General features: G+C 64.8%; 31 protein-coding genes. 17 read left to right on the top strand and 14 right to left on the bottom strand.

What is annotated here, in order from left to right:
• From AC1Y2B_RS18585 to AC1Y2B_RS18565, 5 genes are all read left to right on the top strand, one after another.
• Complete coding sequence (locus AC1Y2B_RS18585; protein WP_482254611.1) at window positions 1-1,089, top strand: ABC transporter permease; 1,089 nt, start codon at window positions 1-3, stop codon at window positions 1,087-1,089.
• Window positions 1,089-2,039 carry an ABC transporter permease gene (locus AC1Y2B_RS18580; RefSeq protein ID WP_482254610.1) on the top strand — a complete coding sequence of 317 codons (951 nt, stop codon included), beginning with the start codon at window positions 1,089-1,091 and terminating at the stop codon, window positions 2,037-2,039. The genes AC1Y2B_RS18585 and AC1Y2B_RS18580 overlap by 1 nt, the downstream gene beginning before the upstream one ends.
• A complete protein-coding gene (locus AC1Y2B_RS18575) occupies window positions 2,023-2,817 on the top strand; it encodes a purine-nucleoside phosphorylase (protein WP_482254609.1) in 795 nt (264 codons plus the stop codon). The genes AC1Y2B_RS18580 and AC1Y2B_RS18575 overlap by 17 nt, the downstream gene beginning before the upstream one ends.
• Before the next feature lie 209 nt (window positions 2,818-3,026).
• Entirely contained in the window at window positions 3,027-3,938 is a 912-nt protein-coding gene (locus tag AC1Y2B_RS18570) for a sulfite exporter TauE/SafE family protein (RefSeq protein WP_482254608.1), read from the top strand.
• On the top strand, window positions 3,935-4,696 hold the full coding sequence (locus AC1Y2B_RS18565; protein WP_482254607.1) for a TIGR02186 family protein: 762 nt from the start codon (window positions 3,935-3,937) through the stop codon (window positions 4,694-4,696). Before AC1Y2B_RS18570 ends, AC1Y2B_RS18565 begins: the two co-directional genes overlap by 4 nt.
• A 27-nt stretch (window positions 4,697-4,723) precedes the next feature.
• Here AC1Y2B_RS18565 and AC1Y2B_RS18560 read toward each other — a convergent pair whose 3' ends face one another.
• Genes AC1Y2B_RS18560 through AC1Y2B_RS18550 form a run of 3 tightly spaced genes read right to left on the bottom strand, consistent with a single transcriptional unit; the run spans window position 4,724 to window position 6,974 of the window.
• Window positions 4,724-6,034, bottom strand: a complete 1,311-nt coding sequence (locus tag AC1Y2B_RS18560) for an MATE family efflux transporter (protein ID WP_482254606.1) — start codon at window positions 6,032-6,034, stop codon at window positions 4,724-4,726.
• Window positions 6,034-6,528, bottom strand: coding sequence for a PaaI family thioesterase (locus tag AC1Y2B_RS18555; protein WP_482254605.1), 495 nt, complete (start codon window positions 6,526-6,528; stop codon window positions 6,034-6,036). Before AC1Y2B_RS18555 ends, AC1Y2B_RS18560 begins: the two co-directional genes overlap by 1 nt.
• Window positions 6,525-6,974, bottom strand: a complete 450-nt coding sequence (locus AC1Y2B_RS18550; protein WP_482254604.1) for a PaaI family thioesterase — start codon at window positions 6,972-6,974, stop codon at window positions 6,525-6,527. Before AC1Y2B_RS18550 ends, AC1Y2B_RS18555 begins: the two co-directional genes overlap by 4 nt.
• A gap of 105 nt (window positions 6,975-7,079) precedes the next feature.
• Between AC1Y2B_RS18550 and AC1Y2B_RS18545 the strand changes: the two genes are divergently transcribed.
• The 11 genes from AC1Y2B_RS18545 (at window position 7,080) to AC1Y2B_RS18495 (ending at window position 16,052) form a co-directional block, all read left to right on the top strand.
• The gene (locus AC1Y2B_RS18545; protein ID WP_482254603.1) at window positions 7,080-7,457 is read left to right on the top strand and encodes a MerR family transcriptional regulator; all 378 of its coding nucleotides are present in this window, start codon (window positions 7,080-7,082) and stop codon (window positions 7,455-7,457) included.
• Window positions 7,458-7,547: 90 nt separating this feature from the next.
• Entirely contained in the window at window positions 7,548-7,934 is a 387-nt protein-coding gene (locus tag AC1Y2B_RS18540) for a MerR family transcriptional regulator (RefSeq protein WP_482254602.1), read from the top strand.
• Between the two features lie 8 nt (window positions 7,935-7,942).
• Window positions 7,943-9,667 carry an acyl-CoA dehydrogenase gene (locus AC1Y2B_RS18535; RefSeq protein WP_482254601.1) on the top strand — a complete coding sequence of 575 codons (1,725 nt, stop codon included), beginning with the start codon at window positions 7,943-7,945 and terminating at the stop codon, window positions 9,665-9,667.
• Between the two features lie 37 nt (window positions 9,668-9,704).
• The gene (locus tag AC1Y2B_RS18530) at window positions 9,705-9,917 is read left to right on the top strand and encodes a hypothetical protein (protein WP_482254600.1); all 213 of its coding nucleotides are present in this window, start codon (window positions 9,705-9,707) and stop codon (window positions 9,915-9,917) included.
• A gap of 280 nt (window positions 9,918-10,197) precedes the next feature.
• Window positions 10,198-10,824 (top strand): glutathione S-transferase family protein, encoded by a 627-nt coding sequence (locus AC1Y2B_RS18525; protein WP_482254599.1) that lies wholly within the window; start codon window positions 10,198-10,200, stop codon window positions 10,822-10,824.
• A gap of 9 nt (window positions 10,825-10,833) precedes the next feature.
• A complete protein-coding gene (locus AC1Y2B_RS18520) occupies window positions 10,834-12,045 on the top strand; it encodes an acetyl-CoA C-acetyltransferase (RefSeq protein ID WP_482254598.1) in 1,212 nt (403 codons plus the stop codon).
• Between the two features lie 2 nt (window positions 12,046-12,047).
• Window positions 12,048-12,494 carry a hypothetical protein gene (locus AC1Y2B_RS18515; protein ID WP_482254597.1) on the top strand — a complete coding sequence of 149 codons (447 nt, stop codon included), beginning with the start codon at window positions 12,048-12,050 and terminating at the stop codon, window positions 12,492-12,494.
• Between the two features lie 9 nt (window positions 12,495-12,503).
• Window positions 12,504-12,974, top strand: coding sequence for a cupin domain-containing protein (locus AC1Y2B_RS18510; protein ID WP_482254596.1), 471 nt, complete (start codon window positions 12,504-12,506; stop codon window positions 12,972-12,974).
• On the top strand, window positions 12,974-13,426 hold the full coding sequence (locus AC1Y2B_RS18505; RefSeq protein WP_482254595.1) for a cupin domain-containing protein: 453 nt from the start codon (window positions 12,974-12,976) through the stop codon (window positions 13,424-13,426). Before AC1Y2B_RS18510 ends, AC1Y2B_RS18505 begins: the two co-directional genes overlap by 1 nt.
• A complete protein-coding gene (locus AC1Y2B_RS18500; RefSeq protein WP_482254594.1) occupies window positions 13,423-13,869 on the top strand; it encodes a hypothetical protein in 447 nt (148 codons plus the stop codon). Before AC1Y2B_RS18505 ends, AC1Y2B_RS18500 begins: the two co-directional genes overlap by 4 nt.
• Entirely contained in the window at window positions 13,866-16,052 is a 2,187-nt protein-coding gene (locus tag AC1Y2B_RS18495; protein WP_482254593.1) for a 3-hydroxyacyl-CoA dehydrogenase NAD-binding domain-containing protein, read from the top strand. The genes AC1Y2B_RS18500 and AC1Y2B_RS18495 overlap by 4 nt, the downstream gene beginning before the upstream one ends.
• Here the strand turns inward: AC1Y2B_RS18495 and AC1Y2B_RS18490 are convergent.
• The 6 genes from AC1Y2B_RS18490 to AC1Y2B_RS18465 form a co-directional block, all read right to left on the bottom strand.
• Window positions 16,016-16,651: a Hint domain-containing protein gene (locus tag AC1Y2B_RS18490; RefSeq protein WP_482254592.1), complete on the bottom strand. Its 636-nt coding sequence runs from the start codon at window positions 16,649-16,651 to the stop codon at window positions 16,016-16,018. The genes AC1Y2B_RS18495 and AC1Y2B_RS18490 overlap by 37 nt on opposite strands.
• Before the next feature lie 87 nt (window positions 16,652-16,738).
• Window positions 16,739-17,401: a sulfotransferase family 2 domain-containing protein gene (locus AC1Y2B_RS18485; protein ID WP_482254591.1), complete on the bottom strand. Its 663-nt coding sequence runs from the start codon at window positions 17,399-17,401 to the stop codon at window positions 16,739-16,741.
• Window positions 17,402-17,545: 144 nt separating this feature from the next.
• Complete coding sequence (locus AC1Y2B_RS18480) at window positions 17,546-18,490, bottom strand: 2-hydroxyacid dehydrogenase (RefSeq protein ID WP_482254590.1); 945 nt, start codon at window positions 18,488-18,490, stop codon at window positions 17,546-17,548.
• Window positions 18,487-18,831 carry a tRNA-binding protein gene (locus AC1Y2B_RS18475; protein WP_482254589.1) on the bottom strand — a complete coding sequence of 115 codons (345 nt, stop codon included), beginning with the start codon at window positions 18,829-18,831 and terminating at the stop codon, window positions 18,487-18,489. Before AC1Y2B_RS18475 ends, AC1Y2B_RS18480 begins: the two co-directional genes overlap by 4 nt.
• A complete protein-coding gene (proC, locus tag AC1Y2B_RS18470) occupies window positions 18,828-19,634 on the bottom strand; it encodes a pyrroline-5-carboxylate reductase (protein WP_482254588.1) in 807 nt (268 codons plus the stop codon). The genes AC1Y2B_RS18475 and proC overlap by 4 nt, the downstream gene beginning before the upstream one ends.
• Window positions 19,635-19,722: 88 nt before the next feature.
• Window positions 19,723-20,226 (bottom strand): type III secretion system chaperone family protein, encoded by a 504-nt coding sequence (locus tag AC1Y2B_RS18465; RefSeq protein WP_482254587.1) that lies wholly within the window; start codon window positions 20,224-20,226, stop codon window positions 19,723-19,725.
• A 296-nt stretch (window positions 20,227-20,522) separates the two neighbouring features.
• Here AC1Y2B_RS18465 and AC1Y2B_RS18460 point away from each other — a divergent pair, with 296 nt between their 5' ends.
• A complete protein-coding gene (locus tag AC1Y2B_RS18460) occupies window positions 20,523-21,317 on the top strand; it encodes a DODA-type extradiol aromatic ring-opening family dioxygenase (RefSeq protein ID WP_482254586.1) in 795 nt (264 codons plus the stop codon).
• Between the two features lie 86 nt (window positions 21,318-21,403).
• Here AC1Y2B_RS18460 and rplQ read toward each other — a convergent pair whose 3' ends face one another.
• The 5 genes from rplQ to AC1Y2B_RS18435 all read right to left on the bottom strand — a co-directional run bounded on the left by rplQ (window position 21,404) and on the right by AC1Y2B_RS18435 (window position 24,705).
• Window positions 21,404-21,823, bottom strand: coding sequence for a 50S ribosomal protein L17 (gene rplQ / locus AC1Y2B_RS18455; RefSeq protein WP_482254585.1), 420 nt, complete (start codon window positions 21,821-21,823; stop codon window positions 21,404-21,406).
• Window positions 21,824-21,957: 134 nt separating this feature from the next.
• On the bottom strand, window positions 21,958-22,974 hold the full coding sequence (locus AC1Y2B_RS18450) for a DNA-directed RNA polymerase subunit alpha (protein WP_482254584.1): 1,017 nt from the start codon (window positions 22,972-22,974) through the stop codon (window positions 21,958-21,960).
• A gap of 129 nt (window positions 22,975-23,103) precedes the next feature.
• Complete coding sequence (gene rpsK / locus AC1Y2B_RS18445; RefSeq protein WP_482254583.1) at window positions 23,104-23,505, bottom strand: 30S ribosomal protein S11; 402 nt, start codon at window positions 23,503-23,505, stop codon at window positions 23,104-23,106.
• Between the two features lie 15 nt (window positions 23,506-23,520).
• On the bottom strand, window positions 23,521-23,889 hold the full coding sequence (gene rpsM, locus AC1Y2B_RS18440; protein WP_478008132.1) for a 30S ribosomal protein S13: 369 nt from the start codon (window positions 23,887-23,889) through the stop codon (window positions 23,521-23,523).
• A gap of 162 nt (window positions 23,890-24,051) precedes the next feature.
• The gene (locus AC1Y2B_RS18435; protein ID WP_482254582.1) at window positions 24,052-24,705 is read right to left on the bottom strand and encodes an adenylate kinase; all 654 of its coding nucleotides are present in this window, start codon (window positions 24,703-24,705) and stop codon (window positions 24,052-24,054) included.
• Between the last annotated feature and the right edge of the window lie 5 nt (window positions 24,706-24,710).

Raw genomic sequence — 24,710 nt, 5'->3', positions numbered from 1 at the left:
ATGGAGAAGTTGCCGCGTTGGGCGGATGTGGTGCTGGTGCCACTGATCTGCCTGATCATCGCCTTCCTGATCTCGGGTCTGCTGATCTGGTTCATCGGGCAAGATCCGGCGCAGGCGTTGCAGATCATGGTGCAGGGATCGCTTGGGTCGACCTATGCCTGGGGATACACGCTGTATTACGCGACGAACTTCATGTTCACCGGGCTGGCCGTGTCGATTGCCTTTCAGGCGAGCCTGTTCAACATCGGGGGCGAGGGGCAGGCGACGCTGGGCGGGTTGGGTGTGACGCTGTGCTGTCTGTTCATTCCCTGGCCGCATTGGACGCTGGCGCTGCTGGGCTCGATTGCCGCCTCGGCGCTGTTCGGGGCGGCCTGGGCCTTCCTTCCGGCGTGGCTGCAGGCCAAGCGCGGCAGTCATATCGTGATCACCACGATGATGTTCAACTTCATCGCCTATGCCTTGATGAACTATGTGCTGGTCAATCTGCTGCGGCCCTTGGGCAGCATGGACCCGGCCTCGGCCCGGTTTCCCGCCGTGGTGAACCTGCCCAAGCTGGGGGAGATATTGGGGCTGGTGGGGATTCCGTTTTCCACCAAGAACCCGGCCAATATCAGCCTGCTGATCGCCTTGGCGAGTGCGGTGGGGATCTGGGCGCTGATGTGGCACACGCGGCTGGGCTATGCGCTGCGGGCGTTTGGCAAGTCTGAGAAGGCGGCGGTTTATGCCGGGATTGATCCGGTGAAGATCACGCTTTACGCGCTGGCCTTGTCGGGCGGGCTGTCGGGCATGATGGCGATCAACGCGGTGCAGGGGGAAGCGCACCGGCTGTTGCTGAATTCGGTCGAGGGGGCGGGGTTCATCGGGATTGCGGTGGCGCTGATGGGGCGCAACCATCCGTTCGGGATTGTGCTGGCCTCGATCCTGTTCGGGTTCCTGTATGAGGGCGGGTCGCAGCTGGCGCTGGGGACCTCCATTCCGCGTGAGGTGATCACCGTTCTGCAGGCCTTGGTGATCCTGTTCACCGGGGCGCTGCCGTATATGGTGCAAAAGCCGCTTGAGAAGCTGTTTGCCAAGCGGGGGGGCAAGTGATGGATCTTTCCAGTTTCCTGCAAATTCTGGACTCGACGATCCGACTGGCGACGCCCCTGCTGTTCGCCTGTCTGGCCGGGCTGTATTCCGAGCGGTCCGGGGTGTTTGACATCGGGCTGGAGGGCAAGATGCTGGTGGCGGCCTTTGCGGCGGCGGCGGCGTCTTATGCGACCGGGTCGGTCTGGGTCGGCGTGGCGGCGGGGATTGGCGCCTCGCTGCTGTTTGCCGCGATCCACGGGCTGGCGAGCATCACCTTCCGGGGCAATCAGCTGATTTCGGGGGTGGCGATCAATTTTCTGGCCTCGGGGTTGACGGTGGTTCTGGGGACCAGCTGGTTCAATCTGGGCGGGCAATCGCCGCCCTTGGTGGGCGGCATGCGGTTCGAGGAAGCGCCGATCATGACCGCGCTGGGTCTGCCGCCGAACCCCTGGGTGGAGCTGGTGCTGGGCCATTCGGTGCTGGTCTATGTGGCGTTGGCGATGGTGCCGTTGACCTGGTGGATCTTGTACCGGACGCGCTTTGGTCTGCGGCTGCGGGCCGTGGGCGAAAATCCGGCGGCGGTGGATACGGCCGGCGTGTCGGTGACGGGGCTGCGCTATTCGGCGGTGGCGATCACCGGGGTGCTGTGCGGGCTGGCCGGGGCTTACATGTCGATGGGGCTTTCGGCAGGGTTTTTGAAAGAGATGACGGCGGGGCGGGGGTATATTGCCCTTGCCGCGTTGATATTTGCCAAGTGGCGGCCGTGGTATGCGCTGGCGGCCTGCATGCTGTTTGGCTTGCTGGACGCGGTGGCGATCCGGTTTCAGAACATTGATCTGGGGTTTGTCGTCATTCCGGTGCAGTTCACCCAGGCGCTGCCCTATATCCTGACGGTGATCATTCTGGCGGGCTTCGTCGGCAAGGCCGTGCCGCCCCGGGCCGGAGGAGAGGCTTATGTCAAAGAGCGTTGAGATCATCCGGGAACGGGCCGGGTCCGAACCTGTCAAGCTGGCGCTGATCCTGGGATCTGGCCTGGGGCATCTGGCGCATGCGGTGGAGGGGGTGGCCATTCCCTACGGCGATCTGCCAGGCTTTCCGCATGTGTCCGTCTCGGGGCACAACCCAAGCCTTCATGTTGGAAAACTGGAAGGTGTCAGGGTTGCCGTGTTGGGTGCGCGGGAACATTATTACGAAAAAGGCAACCCGGCGGCGATGCGGGTGGCGTTGGAGACGGTGAAGGCGCTGGGGGCAGAGACGCTGATTGCCACCAACGCGGCCGGGTCGATGCGCGAGGATATCCGGCCGGGCGATCTGATGCTGCTGTCGGATCACATCAACTTCTCAGGCCTCAATCCGCTGATCGGAGAGCCGACGGATGCGCGCTTTGTGCCGATGAAGGATGCGCATGATCCGGGGGTGCGGGCGGCGCTGAGGGCTGCGGCGCAGGCGGTGGGCGTGGCGCTGCCGGAAGGGGTTTACGCCTGGTACTCGGGCCCCAGTTTCGAGACGCCGGCGGAGATCCGGGCGATCCGGATTCTGGGCGGGGATGCGGTGGGGATGTCGACGGTGCCGGAGGTGATCCTGGCGCGGTTTCTGGGCCTGAAGGTGGCGGCGATTTCCACCATCACCAACATGGCGGCGGGTCTGTCGGACGAGAAGATCAGCCACGAACACACCAAGGCCATGGCACCGCTGGGGGCTGCCAAGCTGGAGCGGATCTTGCGGGATTATCTGCGGCAACTGGGCTGACACCGGACCTGTGCGGCGCGCTTAAACCCGACCGGGTTATTCGTGATTTCCTCAAAGATTTGAGGGACATGCGAGGCTTTTGGGTGCAAAATGCGCCCGATTGGATAGCTTGGGCGAAAAGCGGTGCGGAAGCGTTTGACTTAGGCCGAAAACCTGCGCAAGCGTGAGGGAAACAGGCACCCTCTCCTTCAGCAGCTTTCCCGGGCACAATGCAGCTTTACCTTCCCATCGCCGAAGTCTCGGTGAACATCTTTGTCCTTTTGGGGCTGGGTGGGCTGGTCGGCTTTCTGTCGGGCATGTTCGGCGTGGGCGGCGGGTTTCTGATCACGCCTTTGCTGATGCTGATCGGCGTGCCGCCGGCGGTGGCGGTGGCGACCGGGGCCAATCAGGTGGTGGCCTCTTCGATTTCCGGCGTTCTGGCGCAGTTCAAGCGGCGGGCGGTGGATGTGCGGATGGGGATCGTGCTGACGGTGGGGGGGCTGTGCGGGTCAACCTTCGGCGGCTGGGTCTTTGACCTGATGAACCGGCTGGGGCAGATCGACCTTTTTGTGCAATTGTCCTACGTGCTGTTTCTGGGCCTGATTGGCGGGATGATGCTGGTGGAAAGCGTGCGCGCGCTGCGCCGCACCGGCAAGGCCCCCGTGCGGCGCGGCCGGGTGCATGGCTGGGTGCATGGCATGCCGATCAAGATGAAGTTCCGCGCGTCGGGGCTGTATATCTCGGTGCTGCCGCCGCTGCTGGTGGGGGGCGCGGTGGGCTTCTTGTCGGCCATCATGGGGGTTGGCGGCGGGTTCATCATGGTGCCCGCGATGATCTATCTTCTGGGGATGCAGACCAAGGTGGTGATTGGCACCTCGTTGTTCCAGATCACCTTCGTGACGGCCTATACCACGCTGGTCCATGCGGTGACGCACCATACGGTGGACATGATGCTGGCGCTGCTGCTGATTGTCGGCGGGGTGATCGGCGCGCAGATTGGCGCGCGGGTGGGCGTGAAGCTGAAGGCAGAACAGTTGCGGATCCTGTTGTCGCTGCTGGTGCTGGCGGTGGCGGTGAAGATTGCCTTTGACCTGCTGCTGACGCCGAGCGAGTTGTATTCGATCACGAAGGTGGTGGGATGATCCGGGTTCTGCTGGCCCTTGTGGTGCTGCTGGCCGGGCCGGTCCGGGCGGAAGAGATCGTCTCTGGGGTCAGCCAGTCGGGGGTGTCGATCACCACGAATTTCGACGGCACGGCGATTTTGGTCTATGGCGCCGCGATCCGCGATGCGCCGGCACCGGAGTGGCCGCTGTTGCAGGTGATCATCACGGTCGAGGGCCCCTCGGCCCCCTTGGTGGTGCGGCGCAAGGAGCGGGTGGCGGGGATATGGCTGAACCGGGGCGCGGTGCAGATCGCCTCGGCGCCCAGTTTCTATGCGGTGGCGACGACCGGGGATATCGGTGACATCCTGTCGCCGGAAGAGGACGCCAAATACCACGTGTCGATCCCGCAGACGATCAAGGCGGCGGATCAGGGCGGCGGGTCCGCCGAAGATCAGGGCCAGTACATCGCGGCCTTGCAGCGCATCCGGGCGGTGGCGGGGTCCTATCGGCTGTCGCAGGATTCGGTGCTGCTGCTGCGGCAGTCGCTGTTTCGCACCGACATCACCCTGCCGGCCAATCTGGTGGAAGGCCTGTACAAGGTGCGGATCTTCCTGACGCGGGGCGGCAAGGTCGTGGACATGCAGGACAGCCAGATCGACGTGGAAAAGACCGGGCTGGAGCGGATGCTGTACAAGCTGGCGATGGAGCAGCCGCTGGCCTATGGCGTGCTGTCGCTGCTGATGGCGCTGCTGGCGGGGTGGGGCGCGTCAGAGCTGTTCAAGCGGGTCAGGCTGTGAGGCATGGCGCCCGCCTTGGGACCTTTTTCAACGCGGATCCGGGGTGGCCCGGGCAAGGACCTGCGGGAAGGCGCGGTTGAGGGTGATGCCGCGGGCGGCGTTCATCAGCATGAGGGCGGCCCACAGGCCCTGATTGCCGAAGGTGGGGACCAGAAGGGCTAAGGCCGTGGCATAGCAGCCGGCCACCAGCAGGGCCGCATTGCGCATGATGTGGGTCATCAGGGCGCCGATGAAGATACCGTCATAGATCCAGCAAGCCGCACCGATCAGCGGGGCTGCGATCAGCCAGGGCAGAAGCTGCAGCGCCTGGGCCTGCACGTCGGGCGCGTTGGTCATCAGCTGGATGGCGAGGTAGCCGCCCAGCGCGAAGCTGAGCGACAGCAGGACTGCGCCACCGTAGCCCCATTGCATGGCCATGCGCGCGGCGCGGTTCAGGGCCTTGGGGTCTTTGGCGCCCATGGCCTGACCGATCAGCGACTCGGCCGCGAAGGCGAACCCGTCAAGCGCGAAGGCCATGATTGACAGGAATTGCAGCAGGATGGCGTTGGCGGCGAGGGTGGTGTCACCGAACCGGGCACCAAGGAAGACGAAGGTGGTGAAGGAGAGTTGCAGGATCACCGTGCGGATCAGGATGTCGCGGCTGGCCGAGAAGGTGCGGCGCAGCGCCTCGGGGTTGGCGAGGCGTTTCAGTGCGGCGCGCAGGGGGGCCAGCGCCGCCCGCGCGAGGTAGAGGCCCAGCGCAAGGCCGGTCAGTTCGGCGATCAGGCTGGCGGTCGCCACTCCGCCGACGCCCCAGCCGAGGCCGATGACGAAGGTCAGGTCAAGCGCCATGTTGAGGCCGTTTTGCCAAAGCTGCAGCAGGAGGACGGCGCGGGTCCGCTCGGTTCCCACGAAGTAGCCGGTCAGGGCATAAAGGCCGATGGTGGCGGGGGCGGCCCAGATGCGGATGTTCAGGAAGGTGAGGGCGAGACCTTCAACCTGCGGCGAGGCGGGGGAAATCTGGAAGGCGAGGGCGAACAGCGGGGCGTGGAAGGCGATCAGGGTCAGGCCAACCAGGCCCGCGATCAGGAGGGCGCGCAGCAGGGTGGCGGAGAGGTCCACCGCGTCACCCGCGCCCTTGGCTTGGGCGGCGAGACCGGACGTGCTCATCCTGAGGAAGCCGAAGGCCCAGTAAAGGGTGGAGAGGATGGTGGCACCAAGGCCCACGGCGCCGATGGGGGCCGCCTGGCCGAGGTGGCCGATGACAGCGGTGTCGACCGCGCCCAGAACGGGCACGGTCGCGTTGGACAGCACGATGGGAATGGCGATGGTCAGGATGCGGCGGTGGGTCAGCTGCATCAGGGTTCGGGCATCAGGAAATGCGCGGTGGCGGCGGCGAAGGGTTTGGCGTGGTTGTCCTGCCAGGCCGCGATATGGACCGAGGCGTAGCGGCGGCCGGAACGGGTGACGGTGGCGCGGGCATAGGCATCGCGCGGCAGGCCGGAGCGCAGGTAATCCACCGTGAAGGTGATGGTCTTGGGCAGGGCGGGAAAGGTTTCCGAGGCGGGGTCGATGCGGCCCGCCTCCATATCCTCCCACTGCGAGGTCCAGGCGAGGGTGATGATGGCGGTCACCTCAAGGAAGGCGGCCGTGGCGCCGCCGTGCAGGGCCGGGATCAGCGGATTGCCGATCAACGAGGGGTGGAAGGGCAGGATCGCGGTCAGTTCATCCCCGCGCCGATCAAAGCGGGCGCCGAGGAAGTTGATGTAGGGCACACCGGCGACAAGACGGGCAAGAGCGGCCTCGCGCCGGGATTTGACGACCTCGATCGGCTCGGGGGGGCGGCGGGTCATGGCGCGACCTCGGCCCGGGGGCGTTCCAGCGAGAAGGTGCCGGTGCCCATGGCGACGGGGCGGCTTTCATCGGCATCGGTGGCCACGACGCGGATGAAGGCGACGGTGCGGGTGACGTGGTGGCATTCGGCGCGGGCGGTGATCGCCTGACCGGGGGTGGCGGGGCGCATGTAGTCGATGCGCAGGTCCAGCGTGGCGGTGGAGGCGGGGGCCGAGGGGTGGCACATCACCGAAGCGCCCGAGGCCGTGTCCATCAGGGCGGAAATCGCACCGCCGTGCAGGACACCGGTGGAGGGGTCACCGACAAGGCGCAGGTCATAAGGCATGGTGATGGTGGCCCTGCCCTCTCCCATGTCCAGCAGTTGCATGCCAAGGCTTTGCGCATGGGGCAGGGTTTGCATGAAGGCCTTGGCCAGGGTCAGTCTGTCACTTGGGATTTCGGGCATGTCCGCCTCCGGTTGCGCCATTTTCCCCGGGGCGCGGGCAAGCGCAAGGGGCGATTGTTGCGCAGGGCGGCGCTTGACCTTAGGGTAGGGGCAAGGAGGCCAAAGGTGACGGAAACCCGGCTGAGCTTCAAGGACATGTGCACGCGGTTCGGGGTCACGCCCCGGACGCTGCGGTATTACGAGTATATCGAGCTTCTGGCCCCCGAGAAGGTCGGCCGACAGCGCTTTTACGGCCAGCGCGAGGTGGCGCGGATGGTGCTGATCCTGCGCGGGCGGCGCTTTGGCTTCAGCCTTGAGGAAATCCGGCAATGGCTGGAGATCTACGCGGCCGAGGGCACCAAGGTGCAGCTGGAAACCTGGCTGCAGATGGCCGACCGCCAATTGGGCGCGCTGGAGGCGCAGGCGGTGGAACTGGTTCATACCATTGAAGATTTGCGCAACCTGCGGCAAACAGCGGCCGAGGAACTGGCCCGGATGAAGTGACGCGACGTTACGTTGACGTTCACGTCAACCGCTCTGGCATTCGCCGGACGCTGAGGCCAGTTTAGGCAAAACAACCCGGACCACAGGCCGATGACAGACACATTTTCCATTCGCCAGATGTGCGATACCTTCGACGTGACCCCGCGCACCCTGCGGTTTTACGAACAGAAGGAACTGCTGAGCCCCCAACGCCAGGGCACGCGGCGCCTGTACGCCAAGCGGGATCGCGCACGGCTGACGCTGATCCTGCGCGGCAAGCGGTTTGGCTTCAGCCTTGAGGATATCCGGCAGCTGCTGGAGATGTATGACCGCGACGGCAGCGAAAGCCAGATGCAGCGGACCTATGCGCTGGCGCAGGATCGTCTGGCGCAGATGCAGGCCCAGCGCGCGGAACTGGACGTGGCAATCGAGGAATTGCAGGCCGAGATTGCCAAGGGGGCGGCGATGATCGCGGGTTTCCGTCAGGCGGCGGAATAGGAGGGGCGATGACCTACACGGCGCCGCTGCAAGACTATGCGTTTTTGCTGCATCAGGTGCTGAAGGTGCAAAGCCTGCAGAGTCCGGGCTATGCCGATCTGGACCCGGGCTTTACCGGTGCGGTGCTGGAGGAAGCGGGCAAGCTGGCGGCCGAAGTGCTGGCGCCGCTGAACGCGGTGGGCGACCGCGAGGGCTGCCGGCTGGAGACTGGCGTGGTGCGCACGCCGGCGGGGTTCAAGGCGGCGTTTGACACGCTGCGGAGCGGCGGCTGGACCGCGCTGGACTGCGGGGTTGAATTTGGCGGGCAGGGTTTGCCCTATCTGATGCACACCGTGGTGAACGAGCCCTTCGTGTCCGCCAACATGGCGCTGAACATGTATCAGGGCCTGACCCACGGCGCCTATTCGGCCCTGCTGGCGCATGGCACGGCAGAGCAGAAGGCCTATTACCTGCCCAAGCTCGCCTCGTGCCAATGGACCGGCACGATGAACCTGACCGAGCCGCAGTGTGGCACCGATCTGGGTCTGATCCGCACCCGCGCGGTGCCAGAGGGCGCAGCCTGGCGGATCACGGGCAGCAAGATCTTCATCTCGGCCGGGGATCATGACATGGCCGAGAATGTCGTGCATCTGGTGCTGGCCAAGGCACCGGGTGGCGGCGAAGGCACCCGCGGGATCAGCCTGTTCGTGGTGCCCAAGGTGCTGGCGGACGGCACACGCAATGCGGTCAGCGTGGGCAAGCTGGAAGAGAAGATGGGCATCCACGGCTCTGCCACCTGCGCGATGCAGTATGACGGCGCGCTGGGCTGGCTGGTGGGCGATCTGCACAAGGGCATGCGCGCGATGTTCACCATGATGAACGAGGCGCGGCTGGGCGTTGGCCTGCAGGGCTATGCGGTGGCCGAGGCGGCCTATCAGGCGGCCCGCAGCTATGCGGCAGAGCGGGTTCAGGGCCAGGTGCCCGGCGGAGCTGGCCCCGCAGCCCTGATTGCCCATCCCGACATCCGCCGCAGCCTGATGGACCAGAAAGCCTTCATCGAGGGCGCCCGGGCGCTGACCTTCTGGGGCGCTTCGCTGATCGACCGGGCGCATCACGGCGATGCGGCGGCCGAGGGGCTGGTGTCCCTGCTGATCCCGGTGATCAAGGGCCACCTCACCGACAAGGGGTTCGAGGCCACGGTGCAGGCCCAGCAGATCTGGGGCGGCCATGGCTATGTCGAAGACAACCCGGCCAGCCAGTTCGTCCGCGATGCGCGGATCGCGATGATCTACGAAGGTGCCAATGGCGTGCAGGCGCTGGATCTGGTCGGCCGCAAGCTGGCCTCGGACGGCGGCAGGGCGATGCAGTCCTTCCTTGCGATGGTCTTGGCCGAATCGGCGGCGCCTGACGCAGATCCCGCGCTGGAGGGCCTTGCCGCGCCGCTCAACCTCGCAGGCCGGCAGGTGCAGGAGGCCTTGGGCTACTTCCTGTCGGTTTCGGACACCTCGCCGAATGATGCGCTGGCCGGGTCCACCGATTTCCTGCATCTGATGGGGCATGTGAGCCTGGGCCTGATGTGGTTGCGCATGGCGCGGGCGGCAGCGCCCGAGGCCGAGGGCAACGCGTTCCTGCGCGCCAAGCTGGTCACCGCCCGCCATTACATGACCCGCCAGCTTCCGGCCTGTGCGCTGCACCTTGCCCGCATCGTCGCGGGGGGTGAAACCGTTATGGCGTTGGACGCCGAAGCCTTCTAGCCTGCCCCAGATCGCCGCCCTGCCGCCCGAGGACCCCATGCCCAAACGCTTCCGCCTGACCCGCCGCTTTCCTGTCGCCATGACGGAAGACGGCTACCGCCGCCTCAAACGCTTCTCGGCCGAGGCGGGGCTGGATGATGGCGAGGCGCTGTCCTTCCTGTTCGAACATTTCGACAGCGTGACCGATCTGGAAACCCTGACCCACCGCCTGCGCCTGTTCAATCTGGAGCTGGACGAGCGCAAACGATGACACGATGGCGGCTGGCCGTGGCAGCCCGTGGCAGGGCGCGTTGGATCGTGATGAAATGAAGGCGTTCCACCCTGCCCCGAGGCTCCGTTTTGGCTATCCGTCATGTCGAGGCAGGGCTTCACCCAGGGCGGTCATCGGCTTCCCAGCCTGTACCGCCCGACAAGACTCGCAGGGATAGGTTAATTCTGGATTAACTTCATTCAGGTGCAAATATCCTCCGGGGGTCCGGGGGTGGAAAACCCCCGGCGCCGGGCCGGGGCGCAACGACAGGAGAGCTGCGATGAAGCTTTACGGGTTTGGGGAAAGCGGCAATGCCTACAAGGTGGCGCTGATGCTGACCCTGACGGACACGCCGTTTGAGCTGGCGCTTGTCCCCTTCTTCACCGGAGGCACCCGCACGCCGGAGTTCCGTGCCATCAACCCGATGGGCGAGGTGCCAGTGCTGGTCGATGGTGAGGTGACACTCAGCCAATCGGGCGTCATGCTGGAATATCTGGCGGAACTGAGCGGCCAGTTCGCCGGACGTGACCCGGGCGAGCGGCGCGAGGTGTTGCGCTGGCTGTTCTGGGACAATCACAAGCTGTCGGCCAATGCCGGCACGCTGCGGTTCCTGATGAATTTCCTCGCCCCCGACAAGCGGCCGGAGGCGGTGTTTCCCTTCCTGCAGGGGCGCCTGAAGGCCGCGTACCGGGTGCTTGACGATCATCTGGCCAGCCGCGCGTGGATCGTGGGCGCGGCACCGACGGTGGCCGACCTGTCCTGCTGTGGGTACCTGTATTACCCCGAGCCCTTCGGGTTTGACCGGGCCGACTGGCCCAACATCGCCACCTGGCTGGATCGGATTGCGGCCTTGCCGGGCTGGCGGCACCCCTATGACCTGATGCCGCGTGCCTTTCCTGCCCCATGAGGTGATCCGATGACCGAAGCATTCATCTATGACGCGATCCGTTCTCCGCGTGGCAAGGGCCGGGCCGACGGGGCCTTGCAGGAGGTCACCGCACTGGCGCTGTCGGCGCAGATGCTGGACGCGCTGGCGGACCGCAACGGCATCCACGGGCCGGTGATCGAGGATGTGATCTGGGGCAATGTCACGCAGATCGGCGAACAGGGCGGGTGTCTGGCGCGGTCGGCCGTGCTGGCCTCGGGGCTGGACGAGGCTATCCCGGGCCTGTCGATCAACCGCTTCTGCGCCTCGGGGCTGGAGGCGGTCAATCTGGCGGCCAATCAGGTGCGGGGTGGAGCCGGGCAGGCCTATATCGCCGGCGGGGTCGAGATGATGGGGCGGGTGCCGATGGGATCAGACGGGGCGGCGATTGCCGTGGACCCGTCTTTGGCGATGAAAACCTATTTCGTGCCGCAGGGGATTTCGGCGGATATCATCGCGACGGAATATGGCTTCACGCGGGATCAGGTGGACGCGCTGGCGGTGCAAAGCCAGCGGCGCGCCGCTTTGGCCTGGGCTGAGGGACGGTTTGAACGGGCTGTCGTGCCGGTGCGCGACCGCAATGGCCTGCTGATCCTGGACCGCGACGAACACATGCGTCCGGCGACCGACATGCAGACGCTGGGCGCGTTGAAACCCGCGTTTGCCGAGATGGGCGAGGGCATGCCGGGTTTCGACAAGGTTGCCCTGATGAAATACCCGCATCTGGAGCGGATCCGGCATGTGCACCACGCCGGCAACTCCAGCGGGATTGTCGATGGCGCCGCCGCTGTGCTGGTCGGGGATGCGGCATTTGGCCAGCGGCTGGGGCTGCGTCCCCGCGCCCGCATCCGGGCCACGGCGCGGATCGGCACCGATCCGACCATCATGCTGACCGGACCGGTGCCGGTGACGCAGCGCATTCTGGCCAACGCCGGACTGACCGCCCGCGACATCGACCTGTTCGAGGTCAACGAGGCTTTTGCCGCCGTCGTCTTGATGTTTCAGCAGGCCTTCGAGGTGGATCCGGCCCGGGTCAACGTGAACGGCGGTGCAATCGCGATGGGGCATCCTTTGGGGGCGACGGGTGCGATCATTCTTGGTACGCTTCTGGATGAGATGGAGCGACAGGACAAGGCGCTTGGCCTTGCCACGCTGTGTGTCGCTTCGGGCATGGGGGCCGCGACAATCTTGGAACGGGTGTAGTCATGCCGGAGCGCGCCTTTCACCAGTTGGGAGAGGTGTTGACCAAGGCCCTGATCACCGGAGACTTCTGGTTGTATCAGTCGATCCTGACTCTGCCTGTGCGGTTCGCGCCGAAGGACGGCAAGGCCTATGTCCTGTCGGATGTTCCAGCCCTGCACGCGGACTTCGATCTGTATGTCTCGATCATCAAATTGCATGGTGTGACGGATATTTACCGGCAATTTCTGGGCTTTGAACAGGTTGATGCGGACACGGTCTGGGTGCGCAGCGCGACGCATATTCTGGTGCGCGCCCGGCTTCTGGCCGACCCGTTCGAAACCCGGATGCGGTTGCGCCGGGAGGCGGACGGCTGGCGGATTGCCGAGATCGAAAGCTCGGAAGGGCATCTGAACTGGACGCTGGGGCGGGCCGTGGTGACACCGCAAGGCAAGTTCGAACCAAGGGACTAGGAGAATCACATGCCCAAACTGGATCTGACCAAAGTGCCGGTGAAGACCGGTTCGATCTATCCCGAACCCTATGCGGCGATGATGGCGGGGCGATCCAGCCTGCGTCTGGGCGATGCCGGGGGGCTGACGCAGTTCGGGGCCAATCTGGTGATCCTGCAGCCGGGCGCGGTGTCAAGCCTGCGGCACTGGCATCTGAACGAGGACGAATTCGTCATGGTGACCGAAGGCGCCTGCATCCTGCTGCAGGATGAGGGCGAGGTGCCGATGGTGGCCGGGGAGTGCGCGGCCTTTCCGGCGGGATCGACCAACGGGCATTGCTTTGTGAACCGGACCGACAAGGTGGCGACATTTCTGGTGGTGGGCACAAGGGCCCCGTCGGAAGTGGCGACCTATTCGGACGTGGACATGCAGATCCACATCGGCGGCGGCAAGGCGCGCTTCACCTACAAGGACGGCTCTGACTGGACGGGGCCGCGTTGATGCCGAAACTGCCTCCCCAACCGGTGCAGCAGGTCAGGGGCGTCGCCCATCCGGTGCTGGGGGGCGGCTTGGGCGATTATGCCTGTCAGCTTTTGTCCGACCCCGGCGGGCTGACGCAGTTCGGGGCATTTCTGGAAATTCTGCCGCCGGGGGCGAAATCTTCGTTCCGGCATTGGCATGAGGGCGAGGATGAGATGGTGGTGATGCTGGAGGGAGAGGTCATCTTGGTTGAAGACACCGAAACCCCGCTGCGGCAGGGCGATGTTGCCTGTTGGCCTGCGGGTCTGGCGGTGGGGCATTGCCTGCACAACCGCGCAACCACCGCGGCGCGGTATCTGGTGATCGGGACAAGGGCCAGCCGGGATGTGATCCATTATCCCGACCACGACCTGATCACCCGCAAAGAGGGCAGCGCGCGGACCTATTTTCATGCCGATGGGAGCCTGCGGTGACCGATTCTGCGAGCATCATGCAGACCTATCTGGACGAGGTGTCGACCGCCGTTCTGAAGAACGACTGGGAGAGCTACCGCAAGGGCATCAGCCTGCCCTGCGCTGTGGTCAGCCATGACGAAACCAAGATCGTCTCGACCGAAGAGGCCCTGCGGGCGGGGTTCGACGATTTCCGCCGCACCCTGCGCATTCAGCGGGTGACCGACTATATCCGGCTGGTCGAACAGGCCACGCGTCTGGACGAGGACCTGATATCAGCCTCGTATATCACGCATGTCATTTCAGGCGGGCAGCGGATCCTGCCGCCGTTCCGGTCGAACATGACGTTGCGGCTGGTGGAGGGACGCTGGTGCGCGACCTCTGTCACCAACGGGCTGGCCAACAGCCGCTGGCGACTGCTGCACCGAGGAACACTCGACGATGGGGAAGGACTGGTGGGATGATGGATTTCCGGTATGGCGTCGATCCCGATGGCGTGGCCACGATCACGTGGGATGTGCCGGGGCGGTCAATGAACGTGATGTCGATGGCGGGCTTTGCCGAGCTGGAGGCTTTGGTGGACCGGGCCTTGGCGGATGGCGGGGTGAAGGGCGTGATCCTGACCTCGGGCAAGAAGGATTTCGCCGGGGGGATGGATCTGAACGTCATCGCCCAGATGCGCGAGGGCGGGGCCGAGGCGGTGTTCGCCGGCGTGATGGCAACCCACGCCCTGCTGCGCAAGATCGAGCGGGCGGGGATGGATCCCAAGACGCTGAAGGGGGGAAAGCCGATTGTCTGCGCGATGCCGGGGACGGGGCTTGGCATCGGCTTTGAACTGCCTTTGGCCTGTCACCGCATCATCGCCGCCGACAACCCCAGGGCCAAGATCGGCCTGCCCGAGATTCAGGTGGGCATCTTTCCCGGTGCGGGTGGCACGACGCGGCTGGTGCGCAAGCTGGGCGTGATGGTGGCGGCCCCCTTCCTGATGGAGGGCAAGCTGTGCGACCCCAAGTCTGCCCGGATGGAGGGGCTGATTGACGAGGTGGTGCCGCCCGAGGCGCTGCTGGCGCGGGCGAAGGACTGGGTCCTTGGCGCGAAAGAGGCGGATCTGGTAAAGCCTTGGGACCTTAAAGGATACAAACTGCCGGGCGGGGCGCCCTATCATCCGGCGGGCTACATGACCTTTGTCGGGGCCAATGCGATGATCCTGGGACGCACGCAGGGGGTTTATCCGGCGGCCAAGGCCCTGTTGCAGGCGGTCTATGAGGGCGCGCTGGTGCCGTTTGACGTGGCGCTGCGGGTCGAGGCGCGGGCCTTGACCGGGGTGCTGCTGGACCCGACCTCCGCAGCCATGATCCGCAGCCTGTTCATCAACAAGGAGGCGCTGGAGAAAGGCGCCCGCCGCCCTGCCCTGCCCGATCAGTCGGTGCGCAAGCTGGGGGTGATCGGTGCGGGGATGATGGGGGCCGGGATCGCCTATGTCGCCGCCCATGCCGGGATCGCGGTGGTGCTGGTGGACAGCACCGCGGAGGCGGCAGAGCGCGGCAAGGCGCATGCGGCGGATCTGTTGGAAAAGGGTGTGCAACGTCGAAAATTGACGGTCGGGACCAAGGCCGACGTGCTGGGGCGCATCCTGCCAACGGCGGATTATGCCGCTTTGGCCGGCTGCGATCTGGTGGTGGAGGCCGTGTTCGAAGACCCCAAGGTGAAGGCCGAGGTGACGGCGCGGGTCGAGGCCGTGGTGGGGGCGGATTGTGTCTTTGCCACCAACACCTCGACCCTGCCGATCTCTGGCCTTGCGCGGGCTTCGGTTCGGCCGGATCAGTTTGTCGGCATCCATTTCTTCTCACCGGTCGACAAGATGGCCTTGGTGGAGATCATCAGGGGCAAGCAAACTGGCGACGGCGCCGTGGCCAAGGCACTGGATTTCGTGCGGGCTTTGAAGAAGACGCCGATCGTGGTGAACGACGCCCGCTTCTTTTACGCCAACCGCTGCATCATTCCCTACATCAACGAAGGCATCCGCATGGTGGCCGAAGGGGTGGAGCCGGCGCTGATCGAGAACGCGGCGCGGCTGGTGGGGATGCCGGTGGGGCCTTTGCAACTGGTCGATGAAACCTCGATCGATCTTGGCGTGAAGATCGCCAAGGCGACCAAGGCGGCGATGGGGGACGCCTATCGCGACGGAGCGGTGGATGCGGTGCTGTTTGCGCTGGCCGATCAGGGCCGGATGGGGCGCAAGGCCAAGGCCGGGTTTTACGCCTATGATGACGCGGGCAAACGGCTGGGCCTGTGGCAGGGTCTTGCGGCACAGTGGCCCGTGGCCAAGGCGCAGCCCGATCTGGTGACGGTGCAGCACCGGCTTTTGATGATCCAGGCGCTGGAGGCGGTTCGGGCGCTGGAAGAGGGCGTCTTGACCGACCTGCGCGAGGGCGATGTCGGGGCCATCCTTGGCTGGGGCTTTGCGCCGTGGTCGGGCGGGCCGTTCAGCTGGCTGGACCGGATCGGCGCGGCCAAGGCGGTGGCGATTTGCGATGGGCTGGTGGACCTTGGGCCGCGCTTTGCGGTGCCAGCGCTGCTGCGCGACCTTGCCGCCCGGGGTCAGGGCTTTTATGCGCGGTACGGTGGCCTGACAAAAGCGGCCTGATCGGCACGGCGCAGGCCCTGCCCGGTCTCTTCGGCGATCAGGGTTGCCACCAGATGCCGGGCCGCGGCCAGCGGCAGGGTGGGACGGCCGGGTGCGGTCAGCAGCAGGCGGATCAGGTCAAGCTCTGGCGTCTCGATGCCCTCGACCGCGATGATCAGGCCGGGGCCGGCCTGCACCAGACCGGGGCGTGACAGGCGCATGGTCAGGATGGGGTCGGACCTGTCGGGCACATGGGCGGCAATCCCGCGCCAGCCTTCCAGCGCTGCGGCGGGCAGCAGGGCCAGCGCCTCGCCGGTGAAGGGCAAGGCGTAGGGGGTCTGGACCAGAACCGGCTGACCGGGCGGCAGCAGAACCGCCGCCTCATTGCCAAGCGCGCCTTCCGGGAACAGCACGCCCCACAGCGCGGCCCGCGTCTCGGGCTGCAGGGCGACGAGGGGGGACAGGCCCTGATCGCGGGTGACAAGAAGATCGCCGGGGGCCAGATCCGCCATGGGCACCCAGCCGGTGGCGGTCAGAACCGGTGTTGCGGCGTAAAGCCCGCAGGCCAGCGCCGCGCGGCCCCTGAGGACGAAGGAAAGTGTCAGATCGTGACGGCCCATGATCGGCTAGCCCTTTTGTTCAGGACCATGAAAGCCGGTGGCGGGGGCACCGCTGCGGGCGGAATGTGGCCGGGGGACGGCGTTTGGCTAAAATGCCGGGGGATCGAAGGCGTAGCCGAAGCGCGCGATATCCTCGGCGCACAGGGTGGCAATCAGCGCGGCGCTGGCATCGGAATAATAGGGTCGCCAGTCGCGCCCGCGATCCGAGACATTGGCGCGGGGCAAAGGGGTCAGGCGAAAGCCCAGATGCGCTTCGAACGGGGCGAGGTCGGTGTCGAGATGCTCGACCCGGGCGAAAAGGCTGGCGCGCTCCTGCCCGAACCGGTCGCGCAGATAGGCACCATAGGGCCACAGCGCCAGGGACGTGCTGGTCTGCGGATGGCTGAGGAATTCGTCAAAGCCGTGGCTTTTGGCAAGGCCCACGGCAGGATGGGCGAAATGCTGATCGCGCAGCCAGTGGTAGTAGCTGACCGCCCGGTCCCAGGGGTTGCGCACGAGGGTCAGGGTGAAGAACCGCGCAACCTCTTCATCGGTGGCAAGGCCCGCGATGTCGGACAGGGTGGAATGCTTCCAAAGCCGTCCGCGCGCCTTGACCCCGGCGATGCGGCCCTTGCGGGCACGGGCCTTGGGGGTGTCGCCAATCAGGATGTCGTCCGCCATCGCCCGCGCCTCTAGGGCCAGGGTCAGCGCGGTGCCGCCGGTCTTGGGGATGTGGATGAAGATGAAGCGGCGCCCGCGCGACAGGATCATGGGCCGGCTCGGGTTGGTGCGGCGGCTGCCTTCGGCGGGGATATTTGGGCCCGTGTGAAAAGGGAAAACGGCGTTTTCAGACTTGCGCAAATATCCCCCGCGGAGCGTCTTGGACCGATGCGGGGGGCGCGGGGTGTCATGGGGTCAGACCGAGTTGGGCAGCACGTGGCCGTCCAGATGGGCGAAAAGGTTATCGACGGCCATCATGCCCATCGCCTCGCGCACCTCAAGCGCTGCGGTGCCGAGGTGGGGGAGGAGGGTGACATTCTCCATCGCCATCAGGGCCGGCGGCACGCGGGGTTCGAATTCATAGACATCAAGGCCTGCGGCGGCGATCTGGCGGGCTTGCAAGGCGGCGATCAGGGCGGCTTCGTCGACAACGTCGCCACGGGCGATGTTGACCAGGATGGCATGCGGGCGCATCTGCGCCAGTTCGGCGCTGGAGATCAGGTGGTGGGTCGCCGGGCCGCCGGGGACGGCGATGACGACAATATCCGCCTGCAGCACCTCGGACAGCGGCCGTTGCGAGGCGGGCAGGCCGGGGTCGATGGGGGAACGGTTGTGGAAAATGACCGGCATGCCAAAGCCGAAGTGGCAGCGACGGGCAATGGCCTTGCCGATGCGTCCCATGCCGATGATGCCGACGGTCCGCCCCGTGACATGCAGCCCCAGCATTTGCGTGGGGTGCCAGCCCGTCCATTGTCCGGCACGCAACAGACGCTCGCCTTCGCCGGCGCGGCGGGCGGTCATCAGGATCAGGGTCAGGGCGATGTCGGCGGTGGCGTCGGTGACGGCACCGGGGGTGTTGGTGACGGCAACGCCGGCGGCGCGGGCGGCGGCAACGTCGATGTGGTTGTAGCCGACGCCGAAGTTGGCCAGCAGTTTGGCGCGCGGCTGCGGGACGTCGGCAAAGACTTCGGCGCGGAACAGATCGCCCAAGGTGGGCAGGACGGCATCATGATCCTGCAAGGCGGCGCGGAGGGCGGCGGCATCAAGCGGCGTCGGCTCGTCGCGATACGTGACGTCGAACCGGGTTCGGGCACGGGCCACGACGGTGTCAGGCAGGCAACGGGTGATCAGGAGTTTCAAAAGAGCTTTCCTCCGATGGGAACCTCGTGTCCCGGGCCAATCAGAACAACCTGCCCCCCGGCATCGGGCAGGCCAAGGACCAGAACTTCGGACAGAACCTTGCCAATCTGGCGGGGCGGGAAGTTCACCACCGCCAGCACCTGTCGCCCGACCAAGGTTTCGGGCGTATAGTGGGCGGTGATCTGGGCGGAGGAGCGTTTCTCGCCCAATTCGCCGCCGAAATCGACCCAGAGTTTGTAGGCGGGCTTACGCGCCTCGGGGAAGGGTTCGGCGCGGGTGATGCGGCCGACGCGGATATCAACCTTTTCAAAGTCGCTGTAGGTGATTTCCGGGGCGGTCATTTGCCAAGTTCCCGGCCGCGTTCGGCTGCGGCGTGGACGGCGCGCACCATCAGCGGCGGCAGGCCGGTGGCGGGATCCATCAGATGTGCCAGCGCCGCTGCGGTGGTGCCACCGGGTGAGGTGACGTTGATGCGCAGCTGGGCCGCGGTGTCGGGGGACCGGTAGGCCAGCTCCCCTGCCCCGCAGACCGTGGCGCGGGCGAGTTTCATGGCGACGTCGGGCAATAGGCCCTCGGCCACGCCAGCGGCGGCCAAGGCTTCGATCAGATGGAAGACATAGGCCGGACCAGAGCCCGAGACGCCGGTGACCGCATCAATCTGATGCTCGCCCTCCAGTTCGACAACCTCGCCCACCGCCTGCATCAGCGCCTTGGCCAAGGGCAGGCCCGGAAGACCAGCCGCATTGGCGCAGATGCCGGTGATGCCACGGCCCACCATGGCGGGGGTGTTGGGCATGGTGCGCACAATCGGGGTGCGGTCGCCCAAGGCAGCCTCGAACGTAGCGATCGAGGTGCCTGCGGCGATGGAGATAAAGAGGGTGGTGCCATTGCCCAAGGCCTGCAGGGCGGGCAAGGCCGTGCCCATCATCTGCGGTTTCACCGCCAGAAGCGCCACGGCAGGTGCCGGGGGCACGCCCTCGTTCAGATGCACGCCAAGCGATTTCAGCCAGTCGGTCGGGTTCGGCTCGATCACCCAGACGGCAGCGGCAGGGACCCCTGCGGCCAGCCAGCCCGTCAACAGGGCGGTGCCCATCTTGCCGCATCCCAACAGAACCAACCCGTCACGGGCCACTTTATCCAGCATCTTAGCCTCCGCACTTTCGGGGGCAGGCTAGAGCGGTTTCCAGCAAGGGGAAACTGGTTTTCGGGGAAAAGCGCGAAAAACCAAGGCCTCAGGCGCGGCCATAGGCCTCTGCGATGGCAACCTTCAGGGCAGATTGCGGCGTGTGGTCCGACCATGCAACCAACTGGAAGGCGGGATAGAACCGCTCACACGCCAGCACGGCGGAAGAAATCAGGTGGTCGATCTGTTCAGGTGCCGCAATCTGGCCGCCGGTCAACGCCAGACCATAGCGCCACACCATCAACTTCTGATCGGCCCAATAGGTGAAGGCACCGGTCCAGACCATATCATTGCAGCGATTCAACAGATCATAGAGCTGCAGGTGGCGGGCCTCGGGCGGCTCCATCTCGAAGGTGCAGATCAGGCGCAGGGTTTCATCCTGCGGCGACCATGCGAGGGTGAGCGAATAGGTCCGCCACTGCCCCTCGACGGCCATGGCGATCTGGTTGTCGGTGACCCGATCAAATTCCCACGCATGATGCGCGGCAAGGGTTTCAACCACATCAATCGGATGCAGATCGTCTGACGTCATGAAATCTTCCGCGAGTGACATGCCCGGCCTCATAATGATGCCACCGTTGGGCCTGGACCCACTAGCGGCTGGGTGTCTGGCAAGGAACAGCGATACCTGACGCATTCCTTACTAGATATAGTGAGACGCTGGGGGAAGCCTGTAAAGCGATTTGTGCGGAAATCTTCTGTGGACAAGATTACTGCGGCAAATTCGGCCGGGATTGCCAGAAAACCAGCACTGGCCCTGCAGCCACGCACATCGCATTTGCAGCCCCGAGCCTTGCGCCACGGCGGGCCAAAGCGCATCTTTGACGCATTAAGCAAAGGAGGACATGCATGTCCCGACTTCCCACCTATTTCATCTCGCATGGCGGCGGGCCGTGGCCCTGGATTGCCAACATGCGCACCATGCTCAAGACGCTGGAAGTCTCGCTGGCGCGGATGCCAGAGGAAATCGGCGAGGTGCCGAAGGCGATCTGCATGGTCTCTGGCCATTGGGAGACGCCGGGCTTTGCGGTGATGACCGCAGCGCATCCGGGCATGGTCTATGATTACGGTGGCTTTCCGCCCGAGACCTACAAGATCGTCTACCCCGCCCCGGGCGCGCCCGAGATTGCCCTGCACACGGCCGACCTGATCAAGGCCGCTGGCCTGCCGGTCAGCCTTGACCCCAAGCGCGGCTTTGATCACGGCACCTTCGCCCCGGCCTATGTGATGTATCCAGAGGCCAATGTGCCGATCTATCAGGTGTCGCTACAGCACGGCTATGATCCGGCCGCGCATTTCGCCTTGGGGCGGGCCTTGGCCCCGCTGCGGGAGGACGGCGTGCTGATCGTGGGTTCGGGCCTGTCCTACCACAACCTGCGCCTGTTCGGACCGGGCGCCAAGGTCCCTTCGGCGGCGTTTGACGCCTGGTTGGCCGAGACGATGGCCAAGACGGGCAAGGCGCGGACCGATGCACTGCTGCACTGGGAAACCGCCCCCTACGCACGGGTCTGCCATGCGCAGGAGGACCATCTGGTGCCGCTGTTTGCGGCGCTTGGTGCTGCGGAGGACGATCCAGCGACGATGGTCTATCACGACGCCAATGTCTTTGGCGGGGTGACCGCATCAAGTTACAAGATCGGCTGAGACCGGGCCCAATGGCCCATCTGGTGCCAAGCAAATGGCCCGCGCCCTTTCGGATGCGGGCCATTCTATCTGCCGGGGAGGGCAGATCAGGATTCGTAGTTGTCTTCCGCCGCAACGCGGGCCTTGTCAGCTGCGCCCTTGGCGGACGGATCGCGGTCAACGAACTCGATGATCGCCATCGGAGCCATGTCACCATAGCGGAAGCCAGCCTTCAGAACGCGGACGTAACCGCCCTGACGTTCCTTGTAGCGCGGGCCGAGAATGGCGAACAGACGCTCGACATACTGGTCTTGCTTCAGCGAAGCAGCGGCCTGACGGCGGGCGTGCAGGTCGCCGCGCTTGGCCAGCGTGATCAGCTTTTCGATGATCGGACGCAGTTCCTTGGCTTTCGGCAAGGTGGTCTTGATCTGCTCATGCTCGATCAGCGAGCCGCACATGTTGGCGAACATCGCCTTGCGGTGTTCGTGGGTGCGGTTAAGACGGCGATGGCCGGAACCATGGTTCATGATGTTCTCCTAGAACGTGTTTTGCTTTGTCTGGCGGGACCTACGTGCGGCCCCGCTCTCCTTGGGCTTTCGCCAGATGTTCCCCGGAGGTCCGGGCATTTTCAGTCAGGTGCGTGGTTCCACGCACCCTGTTCTTAGAACTGGTCTTCGAAACGCTTGGCCAGGTCTTCGATGTTTTCCGGCGGCCAATCTTCGACTTCCATGCCCAGATGCAGGCCCATGCCCGACAGCACTTCCTTGATTTCGTTCAAGGACTTGCGGCCGAAGTTCGGGGTGCGCAGCATTTCGGCTTCGGTCTTCTGGATCAGATCGCCGATGTAGACGATATTGTCGTTCTTCAGGCAGTTGGCCGAACGGACCGACAGTTCCAGCTCGTCAACTTTCTTCAGCAGCAGCGGGTTGAATTCCAGACCCGCATCCTCGACGCCCTTGCCAGCCGACTCGGGCTCTTCGAAGTTCACGAAGACGGCGAGTTGGTCTTGCAGGATGCGCGCGGCATAGGCCACGGCGTCATCGGGGGTCAGCGAGCCGTCAGTTTCCACCTTCAGCGTCAGCTTGTCATAGTCCAGCACCTGGCCCTCACGGGTGGGCTGCACTTCGTAGGACACTTTCTTGACCGGCGAGAAGATCGCGTCGATCGGGATCAGGCCAATCGGCGCATCTTCCGGACGGTTCTTGTCGGCAGCGACATAGCCTTTGCCGGTGTTCACGGTCAGTTCCATGAACACGTCAGCGCCATCGTCCAGGTGGCAGATCACGTGGTCACGGTTCAGGATCTCGATGCCCGAGGATTCGGAAATGTCACCAGCGGTGACAACGCCCGGACCCTTGGCGGAAATCGACAGGCGCTTCGGGCCTTCGACGTCCATCTTAAGGCGCACGCCCTTCAGGTTCAGCACGATATCGGTGACGTCTTCACGCACACCAGCAACGCTGGAGAATTCGTGCAGGACGTTGTCGATTTGCACAGAGGTGATCGCAGCCCCTTGCAGCGAGCCCAACAGCACGCGGCGCAGCGCGTTGCCCAGGGTCAGGCCGAAGCCACGTTCCAGCGGTTCGGCGACAAGGGTCGCGGTCCGCTGCGCATCAGGACCAGCTTTGACAGCCAGTTGTTGCGGTTTGATCAGTTCCAGCCAGTTCTTGTGGATCATGCTTTCGCCTCCATACTTGCCCGCTGCCTATGGTCCGAATGACAGCAGACGCCCGAGGATCTTCATTCAAGTTCAAACGACGAAATCGGGCCGCGCGCAAAGGCACGGCCCGACCAGATGGAAAATCGCTTAGACGCGACGGCGCTTCGGCGGACGGCAGCCGTTGTGCGCCAAGGGCGTCACGTCGCGGATCGAGGTGATGTTGAAGCCAACAGCCGCCAGAGCGCGCAGAGCCGATTCACGACCCGAACCCGGGCCTTGCACTTCGACTTCCAGCGTCTTCACGCCATGCTCTTGCGCCTTCTTGCCAGCGTCTTCAGCGGCCATCTGCGCGGCATAGGGGGTCGACTTGCGCGAACCCTTGAAGCCCATCGTGCCAGCAGACGACCAGGAGATCGCGTTGCCCTGCACGTCAGAGATCAGGATTTTGGTGTTGTTGAAGGACGAGTTCACATGAGCAACGCCAGCGGCGATGTTCTTGCGCTCTTTCTTCTTGGTACGGGCCGCAGCCTTTGTGGTATCACGTGCCATATCTGTGCGCCCCTCTTATTTCTTCTTGCCGGCGATCGGCTTGGCCGGGCCCTTGCGGGTGCGCGCATTGGTGTGCGTGCGCTGGCCGCGAACCGGAAGACCTTTGCGGTGACGCAGGCCGCGATAGCAGCCGAGGTCCATCAGGCGCTTGATGTTCATCGAGACTTCGCGACGCAGGTCGCCCTCAACCGTGAAGTTGGCGTCGATGTATTCGCGGATCGCGAGCACTTCGGCGTCGGTCAGCTGGTTGACGCGGCGCGCGCGGTCAATCTTGAGAGCTTCGCAGATCAGCTCGGCGTTATGGGCGCCAATGCCTGCAATGTACTGAAGCGAGATCGGGACGCGCTTCTGAGTGGGGATGTTAACGCCAGCAATACGTGCCACGCGTGATTTCCTTTACGTTGCGGTTCCGTCTTGCCAGAACCTTTTTTCACAACCCGGAAGAGAGACTCTTCCGAAACGATAACCCGCCGCGAACTGATTCCGCAGCGGGACGCCGTGCAATATGGGCTTTTCCGACAGGCGTCAAGGGCCGCAAGGGCCTTTTCAATGCTTGTCAAGAACTTTCGAAACGGCAGCCGCAACCGCGTCCATTTCCGCCAGACCATCGACTGTCGAAAGCTGACCCTTGGCGTAGTAGTAACCGATCAGCGGCGAGGTATCGCGGTAGTAGGCCAGCATGCGGGTCCGCAAGGCCTCTTCGGTGTCGTCAGCCCGGCGCTTCATGTTGGTTCCGCCGCAGGTGTCACAGACGCCCGCCACCTTGGTCGGGTGATTGGTGTCGTGATAGACCGCGCCGCAATTGCCACAGGTGTAGCGACCGACGATGCGCTGCTTGAGCACCTCGTCATCCACCCGGATCTCGATCACCGCATCAAGGGTCTGGCCGACATGTGCCATGACAGCCGCCAAGGCATCTGCCTGCTTGAGCGTGCGCGGAAAGCCGTCGAAGATGAAGCCACCCGCCGGATGCGACGTGGTCAGCTTTTCCTCGATCAGGCCCACCACGATGTCATCCGTCACCAGATGCCCCGCATCCATGACCGCCGCCACCTTCTTGCCCATCTCGGTACCCGAGGTGCGCGCCTCGCGAAGCATATCCCCGGTGGACAACTGCACCATCTGCCGCTCGTCCACCAGGCGCTTCGCCTGCGTGCCCTTGCCTGCGCCGGGCGGGCCAAGAAGAATGATATTGGTCATCGGGT

Source organism: Stagnihabitans sp. (assembly GCF_964946895.1).
Note: the sequence above shows the minus strand (reverse complement) of the source record. Positions and strands in the feature narration are given on the sequence as shown.